The sequence below is a fragment of the Arthrobacter sp. DMZ02-1R genome (assembly GCF_057747935.1).
Window position 1 is genome coordinate 3,221,169 of the sequence record NZ_CM173230.1, and the last position, 23,903, is coordinate 3,245,071.

The 23,903-nt window shown below is 64.0% G+C and carries 23 protein-coding genes; 5 read left to right on the forward strand and 18 right to left on the reverse strand.

The features are described from left to right. Nucleotides 1–35: 35 nt before the first annotated feature. Genes AC3ANQ_RS15450 through AC3ANQ_RS15460 form a run of 3 tightly spaced genes read right to left on the reverse strand, consistent with a single transcriptional unit; the run spans nucleotide 36 to nucleotide 3,584 of the window. A complete protein-coding gene (locus tag AC3ANQ_RS15450) occupies nucleotides 36–1,601 on the reverse strand; it encodes a molybdopterin-dependent oxidoreductase (RefSeq protein WP_488301851.1) in 1,566 nt (521 codons plus the stop codon). Then, entirely contained in the window at nucleotides 1,598–2,866 is a 1,269-nt protein-coding gene (locus AC3ANQ_RS15455; protein ID WP_488301852.1) for a sensor histidine kinase, read from the reverse strand. The genes AC3ANQ_RS15450 and AC3ANQ_RS15455 overlap by 4 nt, the downstream gene beginning before the upstream one ends. Beyond that, nucleotides 2,853–3,584: a response regulator transcription factor gene (locus AC3ANQ_RS15460; RefSeq protein ID WP_395802949.1), complete on the reverse strand. Its 732-nt coding sequence runs from the start codon at nucleotides 3,582–3,584 to the stop codon at nucleotides 2,853–2,855. Before AC3ANQ_RS15460 ends, AC3ANQ_RS15455 begins: the two co-directional genes overlap by 14 nt. Before the next feature lie 179 nt (nucleotides 3,585–3,763). Here AC3ANQ_RS15460 and moaA point away from each other — a divergent pair, with 179 nt between their 5' ends. From moaA to AC3ANQ_RS15475, 3 genes are all read left to right on the forward strand, one after another. Next, the gene (gene moaA / locus AC3ANQ_RS15465) at nucleotides 3,764–4,894 is read left to right on the forward strand and encodes a GTP 3',8-cyclase MoaA (protein ID WP_488301853.1); all 1,131 of its coding nucleotides are present in this window, start codon (nucleotides 3,764–3,766) and stop codon (nucleotides 4,892–4,894) included. Nucleotides 4,895–4,898: 4 nt separating this feature from the next. Beyond that, nucleotides 4,899–5,165, forward strand: a complete 267-nt coding sequence (locus AC3ANQ_RS15470; RefSeq protein ID WP_488301854.1) for a MoaD/ThiS family protein — start codon at nucleotides 4,899–4,901, stop codon at nucleotides 5,163–5,165. An 80-nt stretch (nucleotides 5,166–5,245) separates the two neighbouring features. Beyond that, a complete protein-coding gene (locus AC3ANQ_RS15475; RefSeq protein ID WP_488301855.1) occupies nucleotides 5,246–5,539 on the forward strand; it encodes a hypothetical protein in 294 nt (97 codons plus the stop codon). Between the two features lie 39 nt (nucleotides 5,540–5,578). Here AC3ANQ_RS15475 and AC3ANQ_RS15480 read toward each other — a convergent pair whose 3' ends face one another. Then, the gene (locus AC3ANQ_RS15480) at nucleotides 5,579–6,040 is read right to left on the reverse strand and encodes a DUF1579 family protein (protein WP_488301856.1); all 462 of its coding nucleotides are present in this window, start codon (nucleotides 6,038–6,040) and stop codon (nucleotides 5,579–5,581) included. A gap of 521 nt (nucleotides 6,041–6,561) precedes the next feature. On the opposite strand from AC3ANQ_RS15480, the gene AC3ANQ_RS15485 reads away from it, so the two are divergent. Continuing rightward, nucleotides 6,562–7,803: an IS110 family RNA-guided transposase gene (locus AC3ANQ_RS15485; protein WP_488301857.1), complete on the forward strand. Its 1,242-nt coding sequence runs from the start codon at nucleotides 6,562–6,564 to the stop codon at nucleotides 7,801–7,803. Between the two features lie 96 nt (nucleotides 7,804–7,899). Here AC3ANQ_RS15485 and AC3ANQ_RS15490 read toward each other — a convergent pair whose 3' ends face one another. From AC3ANQ_RS15490 to truB, 8 genes are all read right to left on the reverse strand, one after another. Further along, nucleotides 7,900–9,243: a M16 family metallopeptidase gene (locus AC3ANQ_RS15490; protein ID WP_488301858.1), complete on the reverse strand. Its 1,344-nt coding sequence runs from the start codon at nucleotides 9,241–9,243 to the stop codon at nucleotides 7,900–7,902. A gap of 152 nt (nucleotides 9,244–9,395) precedes the next feature. Beyond that, nucleotides 9,396–11,648: a polyribonucleotide nucleotidyltransferase gene (locus AC3ANQ_RS15495; protein ID WP_488301859.1), complete on the reverse strand. Its 2,253-nt coding sequence runs from the start codon at nucleotides 11,646–11,648 to the stop codon at nucleotides 9,396–9,398. Between the two features lie 255 nt (nucleotides 11,649–11,903). Then, nucleotides 11,904–12,173, reverse strand: coding sequence for a 30S ribosomal protein S15 (gene rpsO / locus AC3ANQ_RS15500; protein WP_028266602.1), 270 nt, complete (start codon nucleotides 12,171–12,173; stop codon nucleotides 11,904–11,906). A gap of 188 nt (nucleotides 12,174–12,361) precedes the next feature. Then, entirely contained in the window at nucleotides 12,362–13,216 is an 855-nt protein-coding gene (gene kynA / locus AC3ANQ_RS15505) for a tryptophan 2,3-dioxygenase (RefSeq protein WP_488301860.1), read from the reverse strand. Nucleotides 13,217–13,252: 36 nt separating this feature from the next. Next, nucleotides 13,253–14,236, reverse strand: coding sequence for a bifunctional riboflavin kinase/FAD synthetase (locus AC3ANQ_RS15510; protein ID WP_488301861.1), 984 nt, complete (start codon nucleotides 14,234–14,236; stop codon nucleotides 13,253–13,255). Nucleotides 14,237–14,354: 118 nt separating this feature from the next. Next, nucleotides 14,355–14,804, reverse strand: coding sequence for a hypothetical protein (locus AC3ANQ_RS15515; RefSeq protein WP_395801761.1), 450 nt, complete (start codon nucleotides 14,802–14,804; stop codon nucleotides 14,355–14,357). A 2-nt stretch (nucleotides 14,805–14,806) separates the two neighbouring features. After that, complete coding sequence (locus AC3ANQ_RS15520) at nucleotides 14,807–15,160, reverse strand: hypothetical protein (RefSeq protein WP_488301862.1); 354 nt, start codon at nucleotides 15,158–15,160, stop codon at nucleotides 14,807–14,809. Between the two features lie 2 nt (nucleotides 15,161–15,162). Beyond that, the gene (gene truB / locus AC3ANQ_RS15525) at nucleotides 15,163–16,083 is read right to left on the reverse strand and encodes a tRNA pseudouridine(55) synthase TruB (RefSeq protein ID WP_488301863.1); all 921 of its coding nucleotides are present in this window, start codon (nucleotides 16,081–16,083) and stop codon (nucleotides 15,163–15,165) included. 84 nt (nucleotides 16,084–16,167) lie between these two features. On the opposite strand from truB, the gene AC3ANQ_RS15530 reads away from it, so the two are divergent. Next, the gene (locus AC3ANQ_RS15530) at nucleotides 16,168–17,322 is read left to right on the forward strand and encodes a pyridoxal phosphate-dependent aminotransferase (RefSeq protein WP_488301864.1); all 1,155 of its coding nucleotides are present in this window, start codon (nucleotides 16,168–16,170) and stop codon (nucleotides 17,320–17,322) included. Nucleotides 17,323–17,355: 33 nt separating this feature from the next. Here AC3ANQ_RS15530 and AC3ANQ_RS15535 read toward each other — a convergent pair whose 3' ends face one another. From AC3ANQ_RS15535 to AC3ANQ_RS15560, 6 genes are all read right to left on the reverse strand, one after another. Next, nucleotides 17,356–17,841, reverse strand: coding sequence for a nucleoside deaminase (locus AC3ANQ_RS15535; RefSeq protein ID WP_268023144.1), 486 nt, complete (start codon nucleotides 17,839–17,841; stop codon nucleotides 17,356–17,358). 117 nt (nucleotides 17,842–17,958) lie between these two features. Then, complete coding sequence (rbfA, locus tag AC3ANQ_RS15540; protein WP_265978418.1) at nucleotides 17,959–18,468, reverse strand: 30S ribosome-binding factor RbfA; 510 nt, start codon at nucleotides 18,466–18,468, stop codon at nucleotides 17,959–17,961. A 230-nt stretch (nucleotides 18,469–18,698) separates the two neighbouring features. Then, nucleotides 18,699–21,548: a translation initiation factor IF-2 gene (infB, locus tag AC3ANQ_RS15545; RefSeq protein WP_488301865.1), complete on the reverse strand. Its 2,850-nt coding sequence runs from the start codon at nucleotides 21,546–21,548 to the stop codon at nucleotides 18,699–18,701. A gap of 152 nt (nucleotides 21,549–21,700) precedes the next feature. Then, entirely contained in the window at nucleotides 21,701–22,042 is a 342-nt protein-coding gene (locus tag AC3ANQ_RS15550; protein ID WP_488301866.1) for a YlxR family protein, read from the reverse strand. A gap of 221 nt (nucleotides 22,043–22,263) precedes the next feature. Beyond that, a complete protein-coding gene (gene nusA / locus AC3ANQ_RS15555; protein ID WP_488301867.1) occupies nucleotides 22,264–23,244 on the reverse strand; it encodes a transcription termination factor NusA in 981 nt (326 codons plus the stop codon). After that, the gene (locus AC3ANQ_RS15560) at nucleotides 23,244–23,867 is read right to left on the reverse strand and encodes a ribosome maturation factor RimP (protein ID WP_488301868.1); all 624 of its coding nucleotides are present in this window, start codon (nucleotides 23,865–23,867) and stop codon (nucleotides 23,244–23,246) included. The genes nusA and AC3ANQ_RS15560 overlap by 1 nt, the downstream gene beginning before the upstream one ends. Between the last annotated feature and the right edge of the window lie 36 nt (nucleotides 23,868–23,903).

Consider the following 23,903-nt stretch of genomic DNA (forward strand, 5'->3'; position numbering starts at 1 on the left):
CCGATTGTTTTCGCTCAGACCTACACAGCCTAGTGTCAGTTGACGGTGATCCGGATGGTGTGGAATCCAGTGGCCCCGTCGGGAGCCACGGGAGTGCGGGCTTCGGGCTGGGGTGTGCCGGTAGCATCGGTGGCACGGACCTGGACCTCATGGCCTCCAACACCCAATTCAAGGCCTAGCTGCCACTGGTACCACGTGTCCGTGGAGATTCCCGGTGCGAGCTTGGCTTCCTGCCAATTGCCCCGGTCTACCCGTACCTCCACCTTGGCGACACCGCGGTGTTGAGCCCAGGCGACCCCGCCGAGCTGGATCATTCCGGCCTTGACCGAGTGGCCATCCCGCGGCACGTCGATGCGGGACTGCGTCTTGATGGGTCCATGATCGCTCCAGCCGCGCGGTGTCCAGTAGCCCTGGTCGTCCGCGAAGCGGGTGACTTTCAGCTCCGTCAGCCATTTGGTAGCCGAGACATATCCATAAAGGCCGGGCACGATCATGCGGACCGGGAAGCCGTGTTCCAGCGGCAAGGGTTCACCATTCATTCCGACGGCGAGGATGGCGTCCCGATTGTCGGTGAGCGCTTCGAGGGGAGTTCCGGCAGTCCAGCCGTCGGTGCTGCGGGACAGCACCATGTCCGCACCGGGTTTGGGCCCGGCCATGGCCAGGAGCTCGCGGACGGGCCAGCCCAGCCAGAGGGCATTACCGATCAGGCCTCCGCCGACCTCGTTGGATACACAGGCGATGGTCACGTGGCGCTCGATCATCGGTTTGCTCAACAAGGTGGCGAAATCCAGCTGGACTTCGCGCTCCACCAAACCCGTCACCTTGAGGATCCACTCCGGTGGATTCACGGCCGGGGGAATCAGGGCGGTGTCGATCCGGTAGAAGTCGGGGGTCGGGGTGACGAGCGGTTGGAGTCCCGCCAAGGTGAGCGCTGCGCCGTCGGGGATCTTCTGGGCCGGCGTCGCCGGCGCTGGCAGGGCAACCCCGCGGCGGAAATCGGAAACCACGGATCCTGCCCTGCGCGCCACGGTCGTCACGATTCCCGCAACCACGGCTGCTACCGCCGTTCCGCCCAACAATTGCACGAAGCTCCGGCGCGCCAATGGCATGTCGCTGGCCTCCGGTCCGGGGCGCCAGGTTTCGAGCCGTTGGGTTAGGAGGCGGAGGAACAGCATGGTGACCATCGTGGCTACGACCGGCGCGATGGCCGCGGTGGGCGCCGCCTGGGCGCGGGTCAAAACGGCAGCCAATCCGGCGGCTCCGGCGAGCAACGCGAGCACGAGCCCCGCTCCCTTTCGCCGATACTCCAGGAAGCCGGCAAGCGCAGCAAGGACCAACGTCACCAGTGCGATGCTGACGATCAGGGCGATTTTGTCCGCGGTGCCGAAAAGGCTGACGGCCAGTTCCTTGGCCCAACCCGGTACGGCGTCGATCACCACACCACCAAGTGCTGTGACGGGTGAGACGGTCGGGCTCAGGAAACCGGCCAACAACTCTCCGGCGGCCACCCCGAGCCCGATGGCCACCACGCCGCATGCTGCAGCCCAACGGACCGCCGTCCTAGTACTGGGTTTCTCTGCCTTCGGAGTGGTCCTGCTCATGACTTGCCTGCCTGTTTGGTGCCCGCTGACGGAATTGTCTCAGCGGGAGCTGCTTCTATCGGGTATGCGCCGGCGTCGGATGCGGCTGCTTGTGCTCCCGAGGGGAGGCGCAGAGTGAACCTGCAACCCTCCCCGGTATTCGCCACGGTGACGCTGCCGCCATGGGCCTTGACGATGCCTGCCACCATGCTGAGGCCCACACCGGCTCCGCTGTAGCGCGGTTGTCCTGCTTCGAACCGCATTCCTGCGTTCCTGGAGCGGTCCTTTTGCCATCCGGTTTCAAAAACGTGTGCGAGATCTTCGTCGTCGATGCCCCCGCAACTGTCCGCGACGTCGACGACGGCGTCGCTTCCTTCGCGTCCGACGCTAACCCGGACCTCGCCGTCGGGCCGGCTGTAGACGATGGCGTTCAGGAGCACGTTGCGGACGGCCCTGCCCAAGCTGGGCCCATCCGCGACAGCCATGCACTCCCGGTCGCCACCGCCGTCGAGCTGGATGCCGCGTTGCGCGGCAAGCGGGGCAAGATCGGCGATGGCGTCGCTCACCAGGTCGTAGAGGTCCAGGGCTTCCGCGCTCAGACGGAGCGTTCCCGCCTGGATTTTGGACAGTTCAAGGAGGTCGTTGACCATCACCGCCATTTGATCCGTCTGCCCGATGATCTTGCGATAGTAGGCGGGAACGTCGGCCACCATGCCGTCTTCCAGTGCTTCGGCCATGGCCCGCATGCTCGCCAGGGGAGTCCGGAGGTCGTGCGAGATCCAGGAGACCAGTTCACGGCGGGCAGTTTCGACGGCCACTTCCCGCCTCCGGGATTCCTCCAGTTTGAGGCTGCTCGCTTCGAGTTCCTGGGCGAGCTGGGCCAGCTCGGAGCCCATGGCCGGCGCGGTTCGCCGCGATGCCGACGGTGGCAGGACTGATCCGTCGAGGGCTTCGCCGCTGCCGAGGCGGCGCGTGGCGGCCACGAGCCGGATGACGTTGCGGGAGACGCCGGCGCCAAGGACCAGGGAGATGGCAATTGCCACGGCTGAGGCCACCGCGAGGATGTACCACATGACTTCGAGGTCCCTGGTCGAAATGAACATGGCGTTGAACGCGCTCACCATTCCGGCCACGAGAACGCCAACGGTGGCGACCACCACGAGACAGATCTGCACCAGGATCGAGGCGCCGCGCAGGAAACGCAGTAAGGCAAGGGTCAAGGTGCCGATGGAGACAGCCCATAGGAGCATCAAGGCCAGGATCGTGAACATTTCAGATGCCTGCATGTCCGCCTTCCTTGGCGTCGAAGCGGTAACCGACTCCCCAGACAGTCTTGAGAAGCACCGGGGTTGTGGGGTTGTCCTCGATCTTTTCGCGCAAACGGCGTACATGTACCGTCACGGTGGACAGATCCCCGAAGTCCCAGCCCCACACCGCCTTGATGAGGTCCTCACGGCTGAATACCTGGTTGGGCCGGCGGAGCAGGAAAGCCAGCAAATCGAATTCGCGCACCGTCAACGTCAGTGGCTTTCCATCATGGAGCACCGTGCGCGAGGCCGGATCCAATTCGAAGCCGGCAAGTTCCACGGGAGGTTCCGGGCTGAATTCCTTGATGCTCCGGCGCAACACGGATTTCACCCGGAGAACCAGTTCGCGCGGTGAGAAGGGCTTGGTGACGTAGTCGTCCGCTCCGGTTTCCAGCCCCAGGATGCGGTCGTCCTCCGTGCCGAGGGCGGTGACCATGATGATGGGAACGCTCATGGCCAGCCGCAACCTGCGGCACACTTCCACCCCGTCGAGTCCAGGCAGCATGCGGTCCAGGATGACTAGATCAGGTCGCCTGGCAGCTGCGAGGCTCAGGGCTGTGAAGCCGTCGCCCGCGAGATCGACCTGGAAGCCTGCCTGGACCAGATAGTCCCGGACGACGTCGGCGATGGTCTGTTCGTCTTCGACCAAGAGAATGCGGCGGTTGCCAGGTTCGGCAGCGTGCGGGGCGGGCTGCATGTTCACACCTTCAGCATAGATTCGCAATGTGCCCGTGGTGCCTGATCCGGCCGCCCGTGGGCCAACCGTACGTATTCCGTAAGAACTCACGCTTTGCGCTGCCTTTCACGGCGAGCGGCCGACGAACATGACCAGTGGGCGATATCACGCTTGGGCCCTGCCTGGCGTAGCCTGAATCCATGAGTGTTCAGCTAGGCATGCCGTTGCCCGCTTCGGGCGATGGGACAGGGAGCAACGTGTCCGCGCCCCCGCCGCGCCCTGCCGGAACCCCTGTGGGCCTGTTCGATCGCTACGGACGCCGGGCCACTGACATGCGCCTGTCCTTGACTGACAAATGCAACCTCCGGTGCACGTATTGCATGCCCGCCGAAGGGCTCGAATGGTTGTCCAAACAGGCCGTCATGACCGCCGTCGAGATCGTCCGGATAGTGCGGATCGGCGTGGAACAACTCGGGGTCCGCGAACTGCGCCTTACCGGCGGCGAGCCCCTGGTGCGTGCTGACCTCTTGGACATCATCTCCGCCCTCCGGAAGGCACACCCTGATCTGCCGATCTCGATGACGACCAACGGCGTCGGCCTGGACAAGAAGGCGGCCGCGCTCAAGGAAGCCGGGCTCACACGCATCAACGTCTCCCTCGATTCCCTGCACGAAGAGACATTCGCCAAGCTAACCCGGCGCCCCTTCCTCGACAAGGTGCTTGCAGGCGTGGATGCCGCCTGGGCCGCGGGCCTGGGACCGGTCAAGATCAACGCCGTGCTCATGCGGGGAATCAACGACGCCGAGTCCCCGGACCTCCTGGCCTGGGCTTTGGACCGCCGCTATGAGCTGCGCTTCATCGAGCAAATGCCGCTGGACGCCGATCACGGTTGGACCCGGCGGAACATGATCACCGCCGCAGAGATCCGCGAACTGCTCTCCCGGGACTTCGTGCTCAGTCCGGACCCTCGCGAACGCGACGGCGCACCTGCCGAACGATTCGAAGTACGACGCCGGGACCCGGCATCGGCCGAAGCCAACGGAGCGGTTCTGGGCACCGTCGGTATTATCGCCTCGGTCACTGAGCCGTTCTGTTCCGATTGCCGGCGTACAAGGATCACCGCCGAAGGCAAGATCATGAGCTGCCTGTTCTCCCGCGAAGAATTCGATCTCCTCGGCTTGCTCCGGCAAGGGGCCAGCGACGACGAACTCGCCCAACGCTGGCAGGACGCCATGTGGCTCAAACCCAAGGCGCACGGCATGGACCACACCGGCCTCGGCGCACCCGACTTCATCCAGCCGGACCGCAGCATGAGCGCCATCGGAGGCTGAAACTGTGCTTGTACGTTACTTCGCTGCCGCACGCGCCGCAGCAGGCGTCGAAGAGGAACACCACGATCTTCCGGAAGGAACCAGCTTGGACGGGCTCATCGCCGCCCTGCTGGCCGTCGAACGTCCGGAACCTCCGGCAGGGACGCCCACCCTGGCCCGGATTATTTCCCGCAGTAGCTTCCTGCGCAATGAAGTAGCGGTCCGGGACCGTTCGGCCGCCCTCGGTGCGGACGACGTCGTCGACGTCCTTCCGCCGTTTGCCGGGGGCTGAGCCGACCCAGGCCGAAGGGTGGTTACCCAGGCCTAAGGAGCCTACGCTGTGCCTATCCGCGCAACAGCAAAGGAACAGCCATGTACACCCTCCAGATCGAACACGCCGTGAACGACTTCGCCGCATGGAAGCAGTCATTCGACTCGGACCCGGCAGATCGTGCTGGCTCCGGAGTTGTTTCCTACAGGGTCTTCAGGCCCGTGGACGATTCGCAGCGCGTCCTGATCGAGCTTGATTTCGCCGAGCGGGAGCAAGTTGAATCAATGTTGAACACTTTGCGGACAAAGGTGTGGAGCGGCCCTGGACGGCCAACCTCGCTCGACGGCGCGCCAACCACCCGGATCGTGGAATCCGTGGAGGCCAGGACGCTCTGACTGCTGTACCTGCTGGACTGTACTTGCTGGACGTCGGCCTTAGACCCGCCTGCAGACCGAGATCATGAACGGGCTGAATGTCGCGGCGTCGCCGAGCCGGAGTTCGGCCATGTGCGTCAGCACCCCGCCATCCACTTTGAAGGTGTGTCTCGCGGTCCCGCGAGGGCTACGCCGCTCAAGCCTCAGCATGCCGTCCTGCCAGTGGCCACGGGCCGGTGCTTCCGGCGGCCGGCCCATGCTGTCCACGTAGTACCACAGGGTGTCTCCATGGTCCGGGTCAACCGTGAACACACCGTGCCCCTCGAAGTGCGTACCGTCAGGCTCGACGTGCCGGTAGCTCTGCACCAGGGCGTATCCTCCGGCCGCGCGTGCGAAGGTGACCTCGGCGTCGGCGGTCCGGGCCGGGCCCCACGGAGAAGCGGCAAGCTCGGTGCTCCCCCGCCAATGCCCCAGGAACGCCTCCAGCGCAGTGTTTGCATGACTCTTCAATGGCTCGTTCATGGTGACTCCTGCGCATCGACGATGGATACGTCACCATCATGTTCCCGATCGAGCAGGCGCGTCCAGCCTTCCCACGGGACATGCCCCCTGTTCCAAGCCAGGAACGGACATACCAGGGTTATGTCCACTCCTAGGCTCCAGCGGAGGGCATGTCCCACTGGTGTATCCGACGTCCCCACGGGACATGCCCCCTGTTCCAAGCCAGGAATGGACATATCAGCCATGCAGGGGCGGCTTCGCTCGTCCCGCCGTGGAACGGGAAAATTCGCCCGGAAGCTTCCTTTGGGTTCCAGCCGTCTTGTTCCGGAGGTAGCGCGGGCTGATACTGCTGCTGTGTTCCGGAAACGACCCTGCTAACTCTGTGGTGCCGCGAGCCCGCATATCAGCCTGGTGGTGGAGAGCCCGTTTCCGCGGGGACCGTGGAATGTTGCCATCAGCACGGGCGTCAGAATTCTGCTTCTTTTGCTCTCCTTTCCGGTCCATGCTTCCTGCTCAACGACGGCAAAACGGATGGTGAAGCGATGGATGTTCTCTATCAACGATGTGCGGGACTGGATGTTTCCAAGCGGGACGCGAAGGCCTGCGTGCGCATCACGAGCGAGGGCGGCAGAACGACCCAGGAGATCACGACCTGGACGGCCATGACGAACGAGGTCAACCGGCTGGCCGAATACTTGCTGGACCAGGGCGTGGCCCTGATCGTGATGGAGGCGACCGGGGATTACTGGCGCCAGTTCTACTTCCTGCTCGAAGACAAAGGACTGAACGTTCAGCTGGTGCATGCCAGAGAGGCAAGGAACCTGCCCGGACGCAAAACCGATGTTTCGGACTCGGCCTGGCTGGCACAGCTTGGCGCGCACGGCCTCCTGCACGGCTGCCTGGTCCCACCGGAAAACATCCGCCAGCTTCGCGATTTGACGCGGACGCGCTCCGCCATCACCGACGAGAGGTCCAGGGAAGTCCAGCGGCTGGAGAAGATGCTGGAAGACTCCGGAATCAAGCTCTCCTCGATCGCAACAGACATCACCGGCGCCTCCGGCAGGGCAATGCTCCAGGCCCTGATTGAGGGCCAGAACGACCCGGCAGCGCTGGCCGATCTCGCGAAACGGAGCATGCGACGGAAGATCCCCGCGCTGACGGAGGCGCTGACGGGCCGCTTCAACGCCCACCACGCGTTCATGGCCCGGCTGTTCCTGAACCGGATCGATGCCCACAGCAAGGACATCGCCACCCTCGACGCGCGGATCGATGAGCTCATGCAGCCTTTTAGCGCTGCCCGGGAACTGCTGGCGACAATCCCGGGCATCAGCAGCCGAACCGCCGAGGTCATCATCGCCGAAACCGGGGCGGACATGTCCGTTTTCCCCACGGCCGGGCACCTGGCATCCTGGGCCGGCACCGCGCCGGGGGCCAACGAATCCGCCGGGCGGGTCAAATCGACCAAGACCAGGCCCGGGAACCGCTACCTGAAACGGGTCCTGGGCACGGCCGCAATGACGGTGGCCCGATCACAGACCACCTATCTCGGCGCGAAATACAGGCGCATCAAGTCCCGGCGCGGGCCAATGAAAGCACTCGTCGCCGTCGAGCATTCCATGCTCATCGCCATCTGGCACATGCTCAACACCGGCGAATGCTACGCCGATCCGGGCCCGGACTACTACACCCGGCGCCAGCCCCTACGCAGCAAGGAAAGAGCCATCCAACAACTCGAAAGTCTCGGCTACCAGGTCACCCTCGAACCGCTCCAGCACACCGCATAACCCGCACGCTGCCGCCCCCTGGGACCACAGCCGCGACCACACAATTTTCGCGTCAGGGATATGTCCATTCCTAGGCTCCAACGAGGGGCATGTCCCTTAGAGGCCGAAAGTCTCCGTCTCCTCGAAAGGCCCGACGACCGTCACCGTGCGTGGGGCAGCGGCGAGCACGACGGCGAGCTCCTGCACTTGCTCGGCGGTGACGGCTTTGATGCGGCGAAGTGTTTCGTCAATGTCCTGGAATTCGCCGGAGACTAGTTCGGCACGGCCAAGTCGGGACATTCGGGAACCTGTGTCCTCAAGGGCCAGGACGATTCCGCCGCACAATTGGCCTACGGCCTTGCGCAATTCCTCGTCCGTGATCCCGTCAGCAGCAAGTTTGTCGAGTTCAGCGCCCAGAAGTTCCAGAACCTGTTTGACCTTCGACGGCGTGCAGCCGGCGTACATGCCGAAGTAGCCTGCGTCCGCGTAGGCGGAGGCAAAGGAGTAGGTGGAATATACGAGGCCGCGTTTTTCGCGGATCTCCTGGAAGAGCCGCGAGGACATCCCGCCACCCAAGACTGCGTTCAGGACGCTCATGACAAAGCGACGGTCATCGGTGGCAACGATCGAGGGGCAGCCCATGATGATATTGGCCTGCTCCACGGGGCGCTTGACCACATGGAGCCCGGAGGTACCCGTGATATCCGCACCTGCGGTGGAACGGCGATCAACCGGCGCGGCGCCGTCTTTCAGCTCCCAGCCGGCCGTCCGCAACGCATCGAGCACCAGCCCGCAAACGACGTCGTGATCCAACCCGCCTGCTGCGGTGATGACGATTTCGTCAGGCCGGTAGAAGCGGCGGTAGTGCTCCCACACGGAAGCGCGGGACACCGCCTTGATGGCAGCCGGGGTGCCGCCGATCGGGCGTCCCAGCGGGTGAATGCCGAGTACCGCGGCCACGAATTTTTCGTGGGCCACATCGGTGGGGTCATCGCTGTCCATGGCGATTTCTTCAAGGATCACGTCGCGTTCCTGCTCGAGTTCCGCCGGATCCAGCACCGCGCCGGTAATCATGTCGGCGATGACGTCGATGGCCATGGGCAGGTCGGTATCCAGTACCCGCGCAAAGTAGCAAGTGCTTTCCTTGGCTGTGGCCGCGTTCGATTCACCGCCCACCTCGTCAAAAGCAGAAGCGATCTCGAGGGCCGTACGCCGCCTGGTCCCCTTGAACAAGAGATGTTCCAGGAAGTGGGTGGAGCCGTGCTGGCCGTCTGCCTCGTCGCGGGAACCGACCCCCACCCAGAATCCGATGGTTGCCGAGCGCTGCCCGGGCATGGCCTCGGTGAGCACGCGAACGCCCCCCGGTAGCACCGAACGCCGGACAACGGAGCCACCTTCGGTGCCATGGATCAGTTCGCCGCCGGGCACGGTCTGCGCCAGAGGGAGGGGTACGACAGTCATCAAGACCTTTCAGTTCTGTGGGAAATCGCGGGTGCCAAATCTGGCTGCAATCGTACCAGCGGGCACATCGCCCTTGGGCGGGAATTCGTTGTTAAACCGGGCAGGACCGGTGGACATGTCCACCGGTCCTGCCCGTGCAGTGCCGGTTCAGGCTACTCTGCGGATACTTCAGCTTCTTCGGCGGGAGCTTCCTCAGAGGCGGCGCCTTCTTCCTCGGCCACAACCGGGGAGAGCGAGAGCTTGCCGCGGTCATCGATCTTGGTGATCTCGACCTGGATTTTCTGTCCCACGGAGACGACGTCGTCGACGTTGTCCACGCGCTTGCCGCTGGCCAGCTTGCGCAGCTCGGAGATGTGCAGCAGACCGTCCTTGCCCGGGGTCAGGGAAACGAACGCGCCAAAGGTGGTGGTCTTGACGACCGTGCCCAGGTAACGCTCACCGATTTCCGGGATCTGCGGGTTGGCAATGGCGTTGATCGCGGCGCGTGCTGCCTCGGCAGACGGACCGTTGGTGGCGCCGATGTAGACAGTGCCGTCGTCCTCGATGGAGATGTCGGCGCCGGTGTCTTCCTGGATCTGGTTGATCATCTTGCCCTTGGGGCCGATGACCTCGCCGATCTTGTCAACGGGAATGTTGACGGCGATCACGCGCGGTGCGAACTCGGAGAGCTCGTCCGGGGTATCGATGGCGGCGTTGATGACATCCAGGATGTGCAGGCGGGCTTCGCGTGCCTGCTTCAGGGCGGCGGCCAATACCGATGCCGGGATGCCGTCGAGCTTGGTGTCCAGCTGGATAGCCGTCACGAACTCAGAGGTACCGGCAACCTTGAAGTCCATGTCGCCGAAAGCGTCTTCGGCACCGAGGATGTCGGTCAGGGCCGCGTAGCGGGTCTGACCGTCAACCTGGTCGGAAACCAGGCCCATGGCGATACCGGCAACAGCTGCCTTCAGCGGCACACCTGCGTTGAGCAGGGACAGTGTGGAGGCACAAACGGAACCCATCGACGTCGAACCGTTGGAGCTGAGGGCCTCAGACACCTGGCGGATGGCGTACGGGAATTCCTCGCGGGACGGCAGCACCGGCATGATGGCGCGCTCTGCAAGGGCGCCGTGACCGATCTCGCGGCGCTTCGGGGAGCCGACGCGCCCGGTCTCGCCCGTGGAGTACGGCGGGAAGTTGTAGTTGTGCATGTAGCGCTTGCGCGTGACGGGAGACAGCGAGTCGATCTGCTGTTCCATCTTGAGCATGTTCAGCGTGGTGACACCCATGATCTGGGTTTCGCCGCGTTCGAAGATGGCGGAACCGTGAACGCGGGGCAGGACCTCTACCTCGGCAGTCAGCTGGCGGATGTCCGTCAGGCCACGGCCGTCGATGCGGATCTGGTCCTTGAGGATGCGCTGGCGCACAACCTGCTTGGTCAGCGAGCGGAAGGCTGCGGACAGCTCCTTCTCGCGGCCTTCGAACTGGCCGACGAGGGCGCCAAGGACTTCGTCCTTGAGCTCGTCGGAGGCGTTGTCGCGGTCCTGCTTGTCGGCGATCTGGAAGACAGCAGCAAGCTTTTCGGCGGCTGCGGCTTCGACAGCGGCGTAGACGTCGTCCTGGTAGTCCAGGAAGATCGGGAACTCAACCGTGGGCTTGGCGGCGCGGGCAGCCAGGTCGGCCTGGGCCTCGCACAGGGCCTTGATGAACGGCTTGGCAGCTTCGAGACCCTCGGAAACAACTTCTTCGGTGGGAGCGGTAGCGCCCTGTTCCTTGATGAGGTTCCAGGAGTTGTCCGTGGCTTCGGCTTCAACCATCATGATGGCGACGTCGTCACCGGCAATGCGTCCGGCGACAACCATGTTGAAGACGGCGTTTTCGAGCTGGGAGTGCTTCGGGAAGGCAACCCACTGCGAACCCTGTTCGTCGGCGACGAGGGCAACGCGGACGCCGCCGATCGGGCCGGAGAACGGGAGGCCGGAGAGCTGGGTGGACATGGACGAGGCGTTGATGGCCACGACGTCGTAGAGCTCGTCCGGGTTGATCGCCAGGACGGTGACCACGATCTGGACCTCGTTGCGCAGGCCCTTGACGAAAGCTGGGCGCAGGGGGCGGTCCATGAGGCGGCAAGCCAGGATGGCTTCGGTGGACGGGCGGCCTTCACGGCGGAAGAACGAGCCCGGGATGCGGCCGGCGGCGTACATGCGCTCTTCGACGTCGACGGTCAGCGGGAAGAAGTCGAAGCCTTCACGCGGGGACTTGCCCGCGGTGGTTGCGGACAGCAGGGCGGTGTCTTCGTCGATGTAGACCATCGCTGCGCCGGCTGCCTGCTTGGCAAGGCGGCCGGTTTCGAAGCGGATAACACGCCTGCCGAAGCGGCCATTGTCGATGTTGGCTTCTGAGAACTGGATTTCGGGACCCTCCATTGAGAGTCACCTCCGTTTCTTGGTTTAGCGGAAGTTCGTCCGCATCGACCCAGGCCAGCGTCTGTTCCTGGCCTGTACGACACCCGGTCATCGATCGAGACCCACGGGCTACGCCTTCATCACAGAAGGCTGTTCCCGGGGATCACTACCGAGGACCGCGAATGCGCGATGCGGTTGAACTCCTGTTAAGTGTTGGATTTAGTTATGGAGAAAAGGCGGCCCGGTCCGCGGAGGATCGGGCCGCCCGAAGTCAAACTAGCGGCGCAGGCCGAGGCGCTCGATGAGCGCACGGTAGCGGGCAATGTCAGTCTTCTTGAGGTAGCCCAGCATGCGTTTGCGACGACCAACCATAGCCAGCAGACCGCGCTGGGTGTGGAAGTCGTGCTTGTGCTCCTTCATGTGCTCAGTCAGATCCTTGATCCGCTGAGTCAGGACTGCAATCTGGACCTCCGGCGAACCAGTGTCGCCCTTGGACGTTGCGTATGCCTCGATGATGGACTGCTTAACAGCGGCTTCAAGTGCCACGTGAACTCCTAGAGTTGTGCCGTGCGTCCCGATTCAGCGCCTCGCTGCCGGGTTGTGATGTGCCAATGACCGCACACAAAACAGGTCCAGCCGCCACGGACTGCAGCCGGATCCATCCCTCAGTTTACCGGCAGCCTGGCAATCTTGTCGAAAGCTGCCGTCTGACCCTCCTCAAAGACAGGTTCCGGTCACTGCCCGATCTCAGTACGGACGGCAAACAGCTCGGGGAAGAACGTCAGGTCAAGTGCCTTCTGGAGGAATGAAACTCCGCTTGAACCTCCGGTTCCGGTCTTCATGCCGATGGTCCGCTGGACAGTGCGCAAATGCCTGAAGCGCCACAGTTGGAAGTTGTCCTCAAGGTCCACCAGTTCCTCGCAGGCCTCGTAGGCCGCCCAGTTGTCTGCGGCATGTTCATAGATGTGCTTGAAGAGCGGCAAGAGCTCAGGGGCGAACTGGTGGGCCTGGGAGACGTCCCGGTCCAGGACGGACTCCGGAACGTCGTAGCCATGGCGGTGAAGGTAGGCCAGGAATTCGTCGTAGATACTGGGCGCGTGCAGGAGCTCCTCCAGCATGGCCTTCGATTCTGGATCCGAATCGAACACCGGCAGAATCTTGGCGTTCTTATTGCCAAGGATGAACTCGACGGCGCGGTACTGGCTCGACTGGAAGCCGGAGGCGTTCCCCAGGAAACCGCGGAACTGCGAGTATTCCGTGGGAGTCAGGGTGGCCAGCACCGACCATTGCTCGGTGAGGGTCTTCTGGATGTGCTTGACCCTTGCGATGCCCTTGAGCGCGGAGCCAAGATCGTCCTGGCGCAGCCACGTCGCGGCGCTGCGGAGCTCGTGGAGGACCAGTTTCAGCCAAAGCTCTGTGGTCTGGTGCTGGATGATGAACAAGAGTTCGTCATGGTGCTCCGGCTGGCTGACAGGTTGCTGCGCGCTGAGCAACAAGGGAAGCTGCAGGTAGGAGCCGTAGCTCATGCGTGAGCTGAAGTCCTTGACGATGCCTTCGTCGAGTGGCCGGGTGTTCTTCTCAACGCTCACGCTACATGCCCTCCGAATCCCTGCTAACGCATGGGCCTACTTGTTCAGCAAAACATCGTGGGCCTGGATGACGTCAAGCCGCATCTGATCAACAAGCGCCTCAGGTCCACGGTATGCCACCATGCCCCGCAGCCGCGCGGTAAATTCCACCACGACTGTCTGTCCATAGAGGTTGAAGTCCTCCACGGCCTCTTCCGGGCGGTCGATGACGTGGGCTTCCACCTGGCGGCTCACACCGTCGAAGGTGGGGTTGGAACCCACGGAAATCGCGGCGGGCCAGCGGGTTCCGGACCCGTCGATCAGCCAGCCTGCGTAGATTCCATCCGCGGGCACGTAGCCCGTGGCGCCATGGTCAAGGTTTGCCGTGGGAAAGCCAAGGGCGCGTCCGCGAGCGGCGCCGTGGACCACTTCGCCCCGCATGCGGTGCGGGCGACCAAGTACCGCGGCCGCGGTCTCGACGTCGCCCTCGGCAAGGGCTTCACGCACCCAGGTGGAGGAACAGCGGCGGTCCGTGCCGCCGTCGTCGTGGACTGGAAACCCCTCCGCGCCGAACTCGTTGACTACGTGGACGCCGAATCCCAGGTCCTTGCCCAATTCCTGCATGGTGCCGACGTCGCCGGAATTGCCCGCACCGAAACGAAGATCGTGGCCCACCACGACGTGCGCTGCGTGAAGCCCGTCGAGCAGGACGGTGCCGACGAATTCCTCGGGCGTCATACCTGCCAGCGCGAGGTTGTATTTCATGACCAGGACGGCGTCCACGCCCGCGTCGGCCAGCGCATCGAGCTTGTCCTGCAGCCCCATGATGAGCTCCGGTGCCGAATCGGGCCGGTGGACCAGGGCGGGGTGCGGATCGAAAGTCACGACGACGGACCGCGCACCTTGCTGCTCAGAAGTGCGCAGAAGCTGCGTCAGCACCTGCTGGTGTCCACGATGGACGCCGTCAAAGTTCCCGATGGTAACGACGCTGGGACCGAAATCCTCGGGGACCTCGGTGGGATCGTTCCAGATGTGGACCATCAACCTCGCCTTTTACTGCTGGTATTCACTATGCCCGGCGGCCTGGTCCGGCGCCGGAATTCTCTAAGGTTACCTGCTGTCCCGAGCTCTCCTGCCCGGGAACCGGGGCCCGCCCTGCCTACTCCGGAAGCCGTGCCGGGCGTCGCCGGTAGAGCCAGAGCAAGCCCAGGACCGGCAGGATCAGCGGCACAAAGCCGTATCCGCGGCCGAACAGGGACCAGACGGTGTCGTGCGGGAAAGCCACCGGATCGAAAAGGCTGATGGCACCAACCACGATCACGCCAAGCATTTCCACGAGGACTGCCGCCAAGGACACCTTGAACCAGGTGCGGCCCGGCTTGGCGAGGGAGACCGTGGCCACGACATACACCACAGCCGCGAAAGCCGAGAGGATATGGGCCAGCGGAGCATCCGAGAACTTGGTCAGGATCTGGTATCCGGCACGGGCCGTCGCCGAGATCGCGAAAACCGCATAGACCGCAATCAGCAGCCTCCCGGGACCGGTGTTGCGGGTGTCCCGGTTCTTCTTCTGGGTGGTCTCAACAGTCACTTCGTGTGCTTCTTCCAATGTCAGTACCAGATCTGGTTCATGCGGGCCGCCATGACCAATGCGGTGACGCCCACGGCGCCCATGACGAAATTGCTCCAACGGGTCCGCTCCAGGATGGACCAATACACGGCCACGATGGGAAGCATGAGTGCGGTGATGATGTAGCCCCAGAACTCCCAGGGCTCCCCCGCAATCTTTTCACCCGTCGCCACGCGGATGATCGATCCCACAAGATAGACCAGCAGGACGAGTTCGACGGCGGCCACGGACAGAATCGTGACGTCATTAGGGGCCTTTTTCATCAGGCCCGCCACGACGCAGATGATCGTGGACAGCAGCCCGACGACGAGAACAGCGTAAAAGTATCCGTCCATGGCTAGTGTGCCTGCTTTTCGTTGTCCGGTGCGAACACCAGCACAGGCTTGGCGAAACTCCCCGCGTCGGCCAGCAACGCCACCAGTTCTCCAGACGGGGTGAACGCGGCAGCGGGGTTCTCGGCGGTGGCAGCCTCCGCCGTGCCCGCATTTGGCCCGGCGGCGATCCTGCGGCCAAAGGAAATTTCGGTGGTTTCGGCGTCGCTCAGCTCCCGGTTCGGCATGAGCGCGCGGGCAGCGGCAGACATTTCGAGGACTTCCAGTTCCTCGGCGAGCTGTTCGAGGGTGCGGGCCTGCTCAAGGGAGTAAGGCCCCACTTGTGTGCGGCGCAGGGCTGTGAGGTGTCCGCCCACGCCGAGGGCCTCGCCAAGGTCGCGTGCCAGCGCGCGGATGTACGTACCGGAGGAGCACTCAACGGTGACATCGACGTCCACTACCCTGCCGTCGTCGATCCTGCGGATGGCATGGATCTCGAAACGGTGGATGGTCACGGCGCGGGCCGCGAGCTTGACCTCTTCACCCGAACGGACACGCGCGTAGGACCGTTCGCCGTTGACCTTGATGGCGCTGACGCTGCTGGGAACCTGCTGGATATCTCCGGTGAGCCGGGCGACGCCGGAACGGATGGCCTCTTCGGTGACCCCGGCGGCACTACGGCTCGCGGTGATGTCGCCTTCGGCGTCGTCGGTGATGGTGGATTCGCCGAGCCGGATGGTGGCGGAGTACGTCTTGGAAGTGCCTACGATGTACGTCAACAATCGTGTTGCCTTGTTGATCCCGAGCACCAGGACACCGGTGGCCATGGGGTCCAAGGTTCCTGCATGGCCTACTTTCCGGGTACCGGCCAGTCGCCGCATCCGTCCAACCACATCGTGGCTGGTCCATCCTTGCGGCTTGTCAACGATTACCAGTCCAGAAAGCACGCCTCCCAGTATATCCGCGCCAGGGCATGCATCCTGCGGGGCAGCGTCCCGGAACGGTCCGGCGCCGCGGCTAAGATGGCTCCCATGCCAGAGCTTGCCGCACACGTCCGCGAAGTCCCCGTGAACCAGATCCGCGAGATCACCGAGGCCGCTTGGGCGACTCCCGGGGCGATTGTCCTCAGCATCGGCGAGCCCGGCTTTGCGCTGCCCCGGCACATCCTGGACGCAGGGATCGCTTGCCTGGACAGGGACGAGACCAACTACACCCCCAATGCCGGGATCCCTGCCCTGCGGGAAGCCTTCGCCGACCGATTCCGCGCCCACCACAAGGTGGACGTCGGCACGGAGCGTGTGTACGTAGTGGACGGGGCCCAACAGGGCCTCCACTTCGCCATGAGCCTGCTCCTCTCCCCCGGCGACGAGATCCTGATACCGAATCCTGGCTATCCCACCTTTGCCATGACCGGCCACCTGCTGAATGCCGTCCCGGTGCGGTATCCGCTCTATCCGGAGCACGAGTTCCAGCCGCGCATCGAGGACATCGAGGCACTGATCACGCCACGCACCAAGGTGTTGGTCCTGAATTCGCCGTCCAATCCTTTGGGCGCGGTGATCGGCGAGGAAACAACGCGCCAGCTCGTGGAATTGGCCGTCAAACACGATCTGTGGATCATTTCGGATGAATGCTACGAATCCTTCACGTTCGATGTTCCGCACACGAGTCCGGCCCGCTTCGACAGCACTGTTCCCGGCGAAGCGCGGGTCTTCACGTCCCTGACCTTGTCCAAAACCTACGGACTGACGGGACTGCGCATCGGCGCGCTGATTTGCCCGCCGGGCCTGGAGCGGACGATGAACAACGTCATGGAGGCAATCGTTTCCTGTGTGGCTTCGCCTTCCCAGTACGCCGCAGTCGCGGCGCTGAGCGGCCCGCAGGACTATGTGGACACGGCACGGGAGCACTATCGCTCCAACCGGGATGCCGCTTCAGCCGTGCTGGCGGAGAAGGGCATTCCCTTCCTGGGCGCCCAAGGAGCTTTCTACCTATGGGCCGACGTCTCGCACGTTAGCAACGGAAACGTGCGGGCCTGGGTTCGTGCGTTCCTCGCGGAGTTCGGAGTGGCCGTGGCGCCGGGTACCGCGTTCGGTTCCATCGGCGAAGGGTGGATCAGGATCGCGCTGTGCGGCGATCACCAGCAGTTGCTCGACGGCGTCAGACGGCTCCCAGCGCGGTCTTGAGACCCGGCGGCTTGGCCGTTGGCGAAGTCCGGCTCAGTATTTGGTCCGGTTCTTGTGCCCGCGCCATGCATCGAAAGGAGCCTCGGACGCCGGAACCTCCGCGTGGTGGACGGGCATCAGTTCCGGGCGGATGCCGTTGAAGTACTCGTAGAAGACCGCGTCGTCGAAGCCGGCGGCCGCGGCCCCGTGCCGGTCCGCTGCAAAGTAGACCCGGCTTACCCGGCCCCATAAGGCCGCCGATAGGCACAAAGGGCACGGTTCGCAGCTTGAATAGAGCACGGAGCCGCTGAGATCGAAGCTTCCAAGTTCAGACGCCGCCCGCCGGATCGCGACCACTTCGGCGTGCGCTGTGGGGTCGTTGTCGCGGGTGACCCGGTTGACGCCGTCATGGAGCCGTCCGTCCGGGGTGACCACGACGGCGCCGAAAGGGCCACCGCCGTCGGCCACGTTTTGCACTGCGAGCCGCAGGGCGTATTCAAGGTAATTCTCGGGACTCTGAGCTGCATCGTGCGCCGCCATGCTCCGATCTTAGCCATGGCCCGGCCCTTTGACCCGACTTTTCTCGGTTAAACAAACAGGACCGGATCGGTAGTCGCCAGGACTGCCGGATCCGGCCCCGCTGAGGAACTCGGTGGACTACTTGCCGCCGTCTTCGTCGATGTCTTCATCGGCGCGGAGGTCGATGTCTTCTTCGTCAAAATCGTCTTCGTCGATGTCCGCATCCTGCGGGGCATCGCTCTTGTACGGATCTGCGTCGCCTGCGTGCTTGGCGCCCGCGGCCAGCGCGGCCACCTCGGCGTCGCGCTCCTTGGCGGTGCGCAGCAGCTGCTCAAGGTTCGACGCGTTGACCGGGATAAGGTCAGCGACGAACTCCAGGGTAGGAGTCAGGCGCACGGTAATATTGCGGCCCACTTCCTGACGCAAAACACCCTTGGCCTTCTCCAACGCCCTGACAGCATCAGAATGAGCGGCCTCGTCACCGAAGACGGTGTAATACACGGTGGCGTGCTGAAGATCGTTGGTGACGCGGGCATCCGTGATGGTGATGCCCTCAACCCGAGGATCCTTGATCCGCCGGCCCAGTGCCTCAGCAACAACAACCTTAATCCGCTGCGCCAACTTGGCAGCGCGTGCCGGATCAGCCATTTCTACTCCTAAAATTTGCGTACGACGGCGCGGTGCCAGCTGGCTTTTGTGTTGAGTCTGCTGCCACGCACCTGAGGTGAGTCTATGACGATGCCGGAGAGTTGTGGGGGCGCCCGGGAGTGGCATCGGGCCTACCGGAGCTGGGCGGCTCAGGATCGTAGATCCCGAGCCGCCCAGCGTAGGGGCGGGGCGCCCCCACAATTCGGAGGCTCCCCGCTCAGAGCGAACGCCTAGGCGCGCGGCTTCTCGCGCATCTCGAAGGTCTCGATGATGTCACCTTCGTTGATGTCGTTGTACGAGCCAAGACCGATACCACACTCGAAGTCCGTGCGGACCTCGGTGGCGTCGTCCTTGAAGCGCTTGAGCGTCTCAACGGTGAGGTTGTCGCCGATGACCTTGCCATCGCGGCTGACGCGTGCCTTCGTGTTACGGCGGATGATGCCCGAGCGGACGATGGAACCGGCGATGTTTCCGAACTTGGAAGAACGGAAGACTTCGCGGACCTCGGCGGTACCGAGCTGGACTTCCTCGTACTCCGGCTTGAGCATGCCCTTGAGGGCCAGCTCGATGTCATCGATTGCCGAATAGATGACGGAGTAGAAGCGCATGTCCACGCCTTCACGATCGGCAAGGTCGGCCACGCGCTCGGCGGGCTTGACGTTGAAGCCGATGATGATGGCGTTGTCCACCGTGGCGAGGTTGACGTCGTTCTGCGTGATGGCACCCACACCGCGGTGGATGACCCGCAGCTGAACGTCCTCGTCGCCGACGTCGATCTTGAGCAGGGCGTCTTCGAGGGCTTCGACGGCACCGGAAACGTCACCCTTGAGGATGAGGTTGAGGGTGTCGATCTTGCCTTCGGCCACGGCCTTGTCGAAGTCCTCGAGGCTGATGCGCTTGCGGCGCTTGGCCAGTGCCGCGTTGCGGTCGGCTGCTTCACGCTTTTCAGCGATCTGGCGGGCCGTACGCTCGTCGGAGGTCACCAGGAAGGTGTCACCTGCGCGCGGTACGTTGGACAGGCCAAGGACCTGGACCGGACGGGACGGAAGCGCGATGTCGAGGGCGTTGCCGTCTTCATCGAACATGGCACGGACGCGGCCGTGGGCCGTACCGGCCACGATCGTGTCACCGACGGCCAGGGTACCGGACTGGACCAGGACGGTGGCCACGGAACCGCGGCCCTTGTCCAGGTTCGCTTCGATGGCAATGCCTCGAGCGTCCTTGTCCGGGTTGGCGCGCAGGTCCAGGGCGGCGTCTGCGGTCAGCAGGACGGCGTCGATCAGTTCGTCGATGTTGATGTTCTGGCGGGCAGAAACCTCAACGAACATGGTGTCGCCACCGTATTCTTCGGGAACCAGACCGTACTCGGTGAGCTGGCCCTTGACCTTGTCCGGGTTCGCACCTTCCTTGTCGATCTTGTTGACCGCGACGACGATCGGCACGTTGGCCGCCTGTGCGTGGTTGAGTGCTTCCACCGTCTGCGGCATGACGCCGTCGTCGGCTGCGACAACCAGGATGGCGATGTCGGTGACCTTGGCACCACGGGCACGCATGGCGGTGAACGCCTCGTGGCCGGGGGTGTCAATGAAGGTGATGTCGCGCGGAGTGCCTTCGTGGATATGGCTGATCTGGTAGGCACCGATGTGCTGCGTGATGCCGCCGTGTTCGCCTGCAACCACGTTGGTCTTCCGGATGGCATCGAGCAGTCGGGTCTTACCGTGGTCAACGTGACCCATGACAGTGACAACCGGGGGACGCGGTTCGAGGACGTCGTCGCCTTCGGCTTCCAGCTCTGCATCGAGGTCGATGTCGAAGGAGTCGAGGAGCTCGCGCTCTTCGTCTTCCGGAGAGACAACCTGGACCTTGTAGCCGAGTTCAGCGCCGAGCAGGCCGAAGGTGTCTTCGTCCAGCGACTGCGTAGCCGTTGCCATTTCGCCAAGGTGGAACAGAACGGTCACCAGCGCGGCGGGGTTCGCCTCGATCTTGTCGGCAAAGTCCGTAATGGACGAGCCACGACGGAGCCGGACCACGGTGTTGCCGTCGCCGCGGGGTACGGATACCCCACCCAGCGACGGAGCACTCATCTGCTCCAGTTCCTGACGCTTTGCACGCTTCGACTTGCGCTGCTTGCCGCGTCCTGCGCCACCCTTGCCGAAGGCACCCTGGGTGCCGCCACGTCCGCGGCCACCCTTGCCGAAGCCACCGCCGGCGGGAGCTCCGCCACCAGTGCCTGCGCCAGGAGCGCCACCCGGACGGCCGGGGCCGCCACCGGGACGGCCAGCGCCACCCGGACGGCCTGCGCCACCGGGAGCGGGGCGCTCGGTACGGTTGGGCATCATGCCCGGGGTAGGACGGTTTCCTGCAGGTCCACCTGCGGGACGCGGAGCACCCGCACGGGGAGCACCCGGGCGCGGTGCACCGGGACGCGGTCCACCGGCACCGGCTGCGGGACGGGGACCGCCTGCGCCGGCCGCGGGACGCGGACCACCGGGACGTTCGCCTTCAGTGCGACCACCGCCAGCACGGGGCATTCCCTGCGAAGTCGCAAAGGGGTTGTTGCCCGGACGAGGAGGACGCTCGCCGTCGCCACGGCCGCGGGGCATGCCCTGCGAAGTCGCGAACGGGTTGTTGCCCGGACGGGGACCGCCGGGGCGCGGAGCCTGACCACCGGAACGCGCCGGGGCCGGAGCTTCGGCCTTGGGCGCCGGACGGGCGCCCGGCTTGGCGAAAACAGGGCTAGCGGTAGCTGCGGGAGCCGCAGGCGCTGCCGGGGCGGGGGTCTCAGCCTTGGGAGCGGGAACCGGAGCCTTGGGCGCTGCGGGGCCCGGAGCGGGGCGTGATGCTGCGGGTGCAGCAGGGGCAGCGGGTGCTTTGGGGGCTGCAACGGAAGCCGTTGCCGAGGCAGCGGCCTTTGCAGCGCCGGCACCCGGGTAGGCGTCGCGAAGCTTCTTCACGACGGGGGCCTCAATGGTTGAAGAGGCGGAACGAACGAATTCGCCCAGTTCCTGCAGTTTTGTCACTGCATCTTTGGAAGTAATACCGAGCTCTTTAGCAAGCTCATGTACGCGGACCTTGGCCACATTTCTCCTGTCTCGGTCCGCACCGAGCCAGGCACGAACCGTCTACTTCTTACTGCGGGCCCCAGCCGCGAACGCGGCGGAAAGGCCCTGTGCTGAGCGCAACAAAGTTGTCATCGTTGCGCACTCATCGCTGGGAACTCATCGGGTTTCCATCAGTTTTCTGACCCGCTTTCAGGTTTGGACGGTTTTCCTGCTTTCACGGGGGTGTCCGCAGGGGGCATGACTGCCGCTAGGTAGCGTTCGACGGCGGTGACTTCACTGGCGCCCGCGAGGGCCCTTGCGAAAGCACGCCGTTTGATTGCCAGCGTCAGGCATGTGTTGCTGGGGTGCAGCCACGCACCCCGGCCAGCCATCCGGCGTCGTTCATCCACCAGGACGACGGGTGACCCGCCGCCTTCGGCGACGAGCCGGATCAACTCACTCCGGCTGCCTTGTTTCCGGCATCCGATGCAGGTACGCACAGGCTCGCGCCTGGTGTGAAGCAGTTCAGCCACTGGGTGTATCAACCTGCCTCAGTGTCTTTCCTGCCTTTGCGGTTCTGCTTTCCTTGGCGCTCGCCCCCGCCTTGTTGAGATTGTTGGCTCCACAAGTCACGAGCACGCCAAAGCGCACGGACACCGGACATAGGCCCGGTTCCATTTAGTCTAAGCCCCCGGAGGCCCGGCCACCGAATCCTATGGCGCAAGGATCCGGGCGTGGGCGCCTCTGGGCGGGTTTAGTTGCCCTTGGCCGGCGCGGCGTCGGAGACGATGTCGATGCGCCAGCCGGTGAGCTTGGCGGCAAGGCGAGCGTTCTGGCCTTCTTTGCCAATGGCAAGGGACAGTTGATAGTCGGGAACAACCACGCGTGCGGACCGAGTGGCCTCGTCGGTGATGGTGACCGAATTCACGCGGGACGGCGAGAGGGAGTTGGCGATGAACGTCGCCGGATCTTCGCTGAAGTCGACTATGTCGATCTTTTCGTCGTTGAGTTCGGTCATGACTGCGCGCACGCGCGAACCCATTTCACCGATGCAAGCGCCCTTGGCGTTGATGCCGGGGGTGTTCGCCTTGACAGCCATCTTGGTCCGGTGCCCGGCCTCGCGTGCCAGCGCGACAATCTCGACCGAACGGTCCGCGATTTCCGGTACTTCCAGTTCGAAAAGCTTCCGGACGAGGCCCGGGTGTGAACGCGAGAGCGTGATGGAAGGTCCCTTGGCGCCGCGGTGGACATCCACCACAAAGGCGCGCAGGCGGTTGCCGTGGGTGTACTTCTCCCCCGGCACCTGCTCGGGCGGCGGCAGCAGGGCTTCCACGGAACCGAGGTTCACTTGGATCATGTGCGGGTTGGTGCCCTGCTGGATCAGGCCAGCCACGAGTTCACCCTCACGGCCCTTGAATTCGCCCAGGACGTTGTCGTCTTCAACATCGCGCAACCGCTGCAGGATGATTTGCCGTGCCGTGCTCGCCGCGATGCGGCCGAACCCCGCGGGGGTGTCCTCGAACTCGCCGATGGCTTCGCCGTCGTCGTCGATTTCCGTAGCCCAAATGGTCACGTGTCCGCTCTTGCGGTCAAGCTCTGCGCGGGCCTTCTCGAAAGCGCCCGGCGTCTTGTGATACGCCACCAAGAGCGCCTGCTCGATGGTGGGGATCAGGAGGTCCAGCGGGATTTCACGCTCACGCTCCAGGAGTCTCAGCGCACTCATGTCAATATCCATTAGGCCTCCTCGGAAGGTCCGTTGTGCTCGTCTTCCAGCCCGGCCTCGTGGAGGTGGCTGAACTCTATCTCGACTTTTCCTTGGCGGATCCTGTCGAAAGGAATCTTCACGGGGTCGCCCTGTTTGGGCTTCATCCCCTTCTTGACCTCTTGCTCGGGAATCAGTGTGACGCCGTCGTCGTCGACGGACTGGATCCGGCCCGTCAAGTTGTCGCCCTGGATCACGTTGATCTTGGCCATGCGTCCGCGGGCGCGGTGCCAGTGGCGTGGTTCCGTGAGCGGCCGTCCGACGCCGGGCGAGGAGACCTCAAGGTCGTAAGGGCGGGCGTCAGTATTGGGATCGTTGTCCAGAATGTCCGACAGGGCCCTGGAGACGTCCGCGATGACGTCCAGGCTGACGCCGCCGGTCTCTTCCTGGGGCAAGTCGATGATCACGTGGACTACCCGGTGCGAACCGGCAACCTGGATGGCAACATCCTCAAGGTAGAGCCGGCTTGCCAGGACGGCAGGCTCCAGAAGGGCCCTCAGCCTGCTCTCCTCCGGGTTGCGGACCTCGTGTTGTGGTGGATTCGTTGGATCCATTCCAGCCTGGTCTGTTGAAGTCGTGGCTTCCGAATGACTCACTGGCCAGCCGCCTCCCGATAGATGATGTTGTGACTA

What these genes read in the sequence shown, in the direction of transcription:
- AC3ANQ_RS15450 (WP_488301851.1), bottom strand. Translation starts at nt 1,601, where the DNA reads ATGAGCAGGACCACTCCGAAGGCAGAGAAACCCAGTACTAGGACGGCG.
- AC3ANQ_RS15455 (WP_488301852.1), bottom strand. Translation starts at nt 2,866, where the DNA reads ATGCAGGCATCTGAAATGTTCACGATCCTGGCCTTGATGCTCCTATGG.
- AC3ANQ_RS15460 (WP_395802949.1), bottom strand. Translation starts at nt 3,584, where the DNA reads ATGCAGCCCGCCCCGCACGCTGCCGAACCTGGCAACCGCCGCATTCTC.
- moaA (WP_488301853.1), top strand. Translation starts at nt 3,764, where the DNA reads ATGAGTGTTCAGCTAGGCATGCCGTTGCCCGCTTCGGGCGATGGGACA.
- AC3ANQ_RS15475 (WP_488301855.1), top strand. Translation starts at nt 5,246, where the DNA reads ATGTACACCCTCCAGATCGAACACGCCGTGAACGACTTCGCCGCATGG.
- AC3ANQ_RS15480 (WP_488301856.1), bottom strand. Translation starts at nt 6,040, where the DNA reads ATGAACGAGCCATTGAAGAGTCATGCAAACACTGCGCTGGAGGCGTTC.
- AC3ANQ_RS15485 (WP_488301857.1), top strand. Translation starts at nt 6,562, where the DNA reads ATGGATGTTCTCTATCAACGATGTGCGGGACTGGATGTTTCCAAGCGG.
- AC3ANQ_RS15490 (WP_488301858.1), bottom strand. Translation starts at nt 9,243, where the DNA reads ATGACTGTCGTACCCCTCCCTCTGGCGCAGACCGTGCCCGGCGGCGAA.
- AC3ANQ_RS15495 (WP_488301859.1), bottom strand. Translation starts at nt 11,648, where the DNA reads ATGGAGGGTCCCGAAATCCAGTTCTCAGAAGCCAACATCGACAATGGC.
- AC3ANQ_RS15510 (WP_488301861.1), bottom strand. Translation starts at nt 14,236, where the DNA reads ATGGTCCACATCTGGAACGATCCCACCGAGGTCCCCGAGGATTTCGGT.
- AC3ANQ_RS15520 (WP_488301862.1), bottom strand. Translation starts at nt 15,160, where the DNA reads ATGGACGGATACTTTTACGCTGTTCTCGTCGTCGGGCTGCTGTCCACG.
- AC3ANQ_RS15530 (WP_488301864.1), top strand. Translation starts at nt 16,168, where the DNA reads ATGCCAGAGCTTGCCGCACACGTCCGCGAAGTCCCCGTGAACCAGATC.
- AC3ANQ_RS15535 (WP_268023144.1), bottom strand. Translation starts at nt 17,841, where the DNA reads ATGGCGGCGCACGATGCAGCTCAGAGTCCCGAGAATTACCTTGAATAC.
- rbfA (WP_265978418.1), bottom strand. Translation starts at nt 18,468, where the DNA reads ATGGCTGATCCGGCACGCGCTGCCAAGTTGGCGCAGCGGATTAAGGTT.
- nusA (WP_488301867.1), bottom strand. Translation starts at nt 23,244, where the DNA reads ATGGATATTGACATGAGTGCGCTGAGACTCCTGGAGCGTGAGCGTGAA.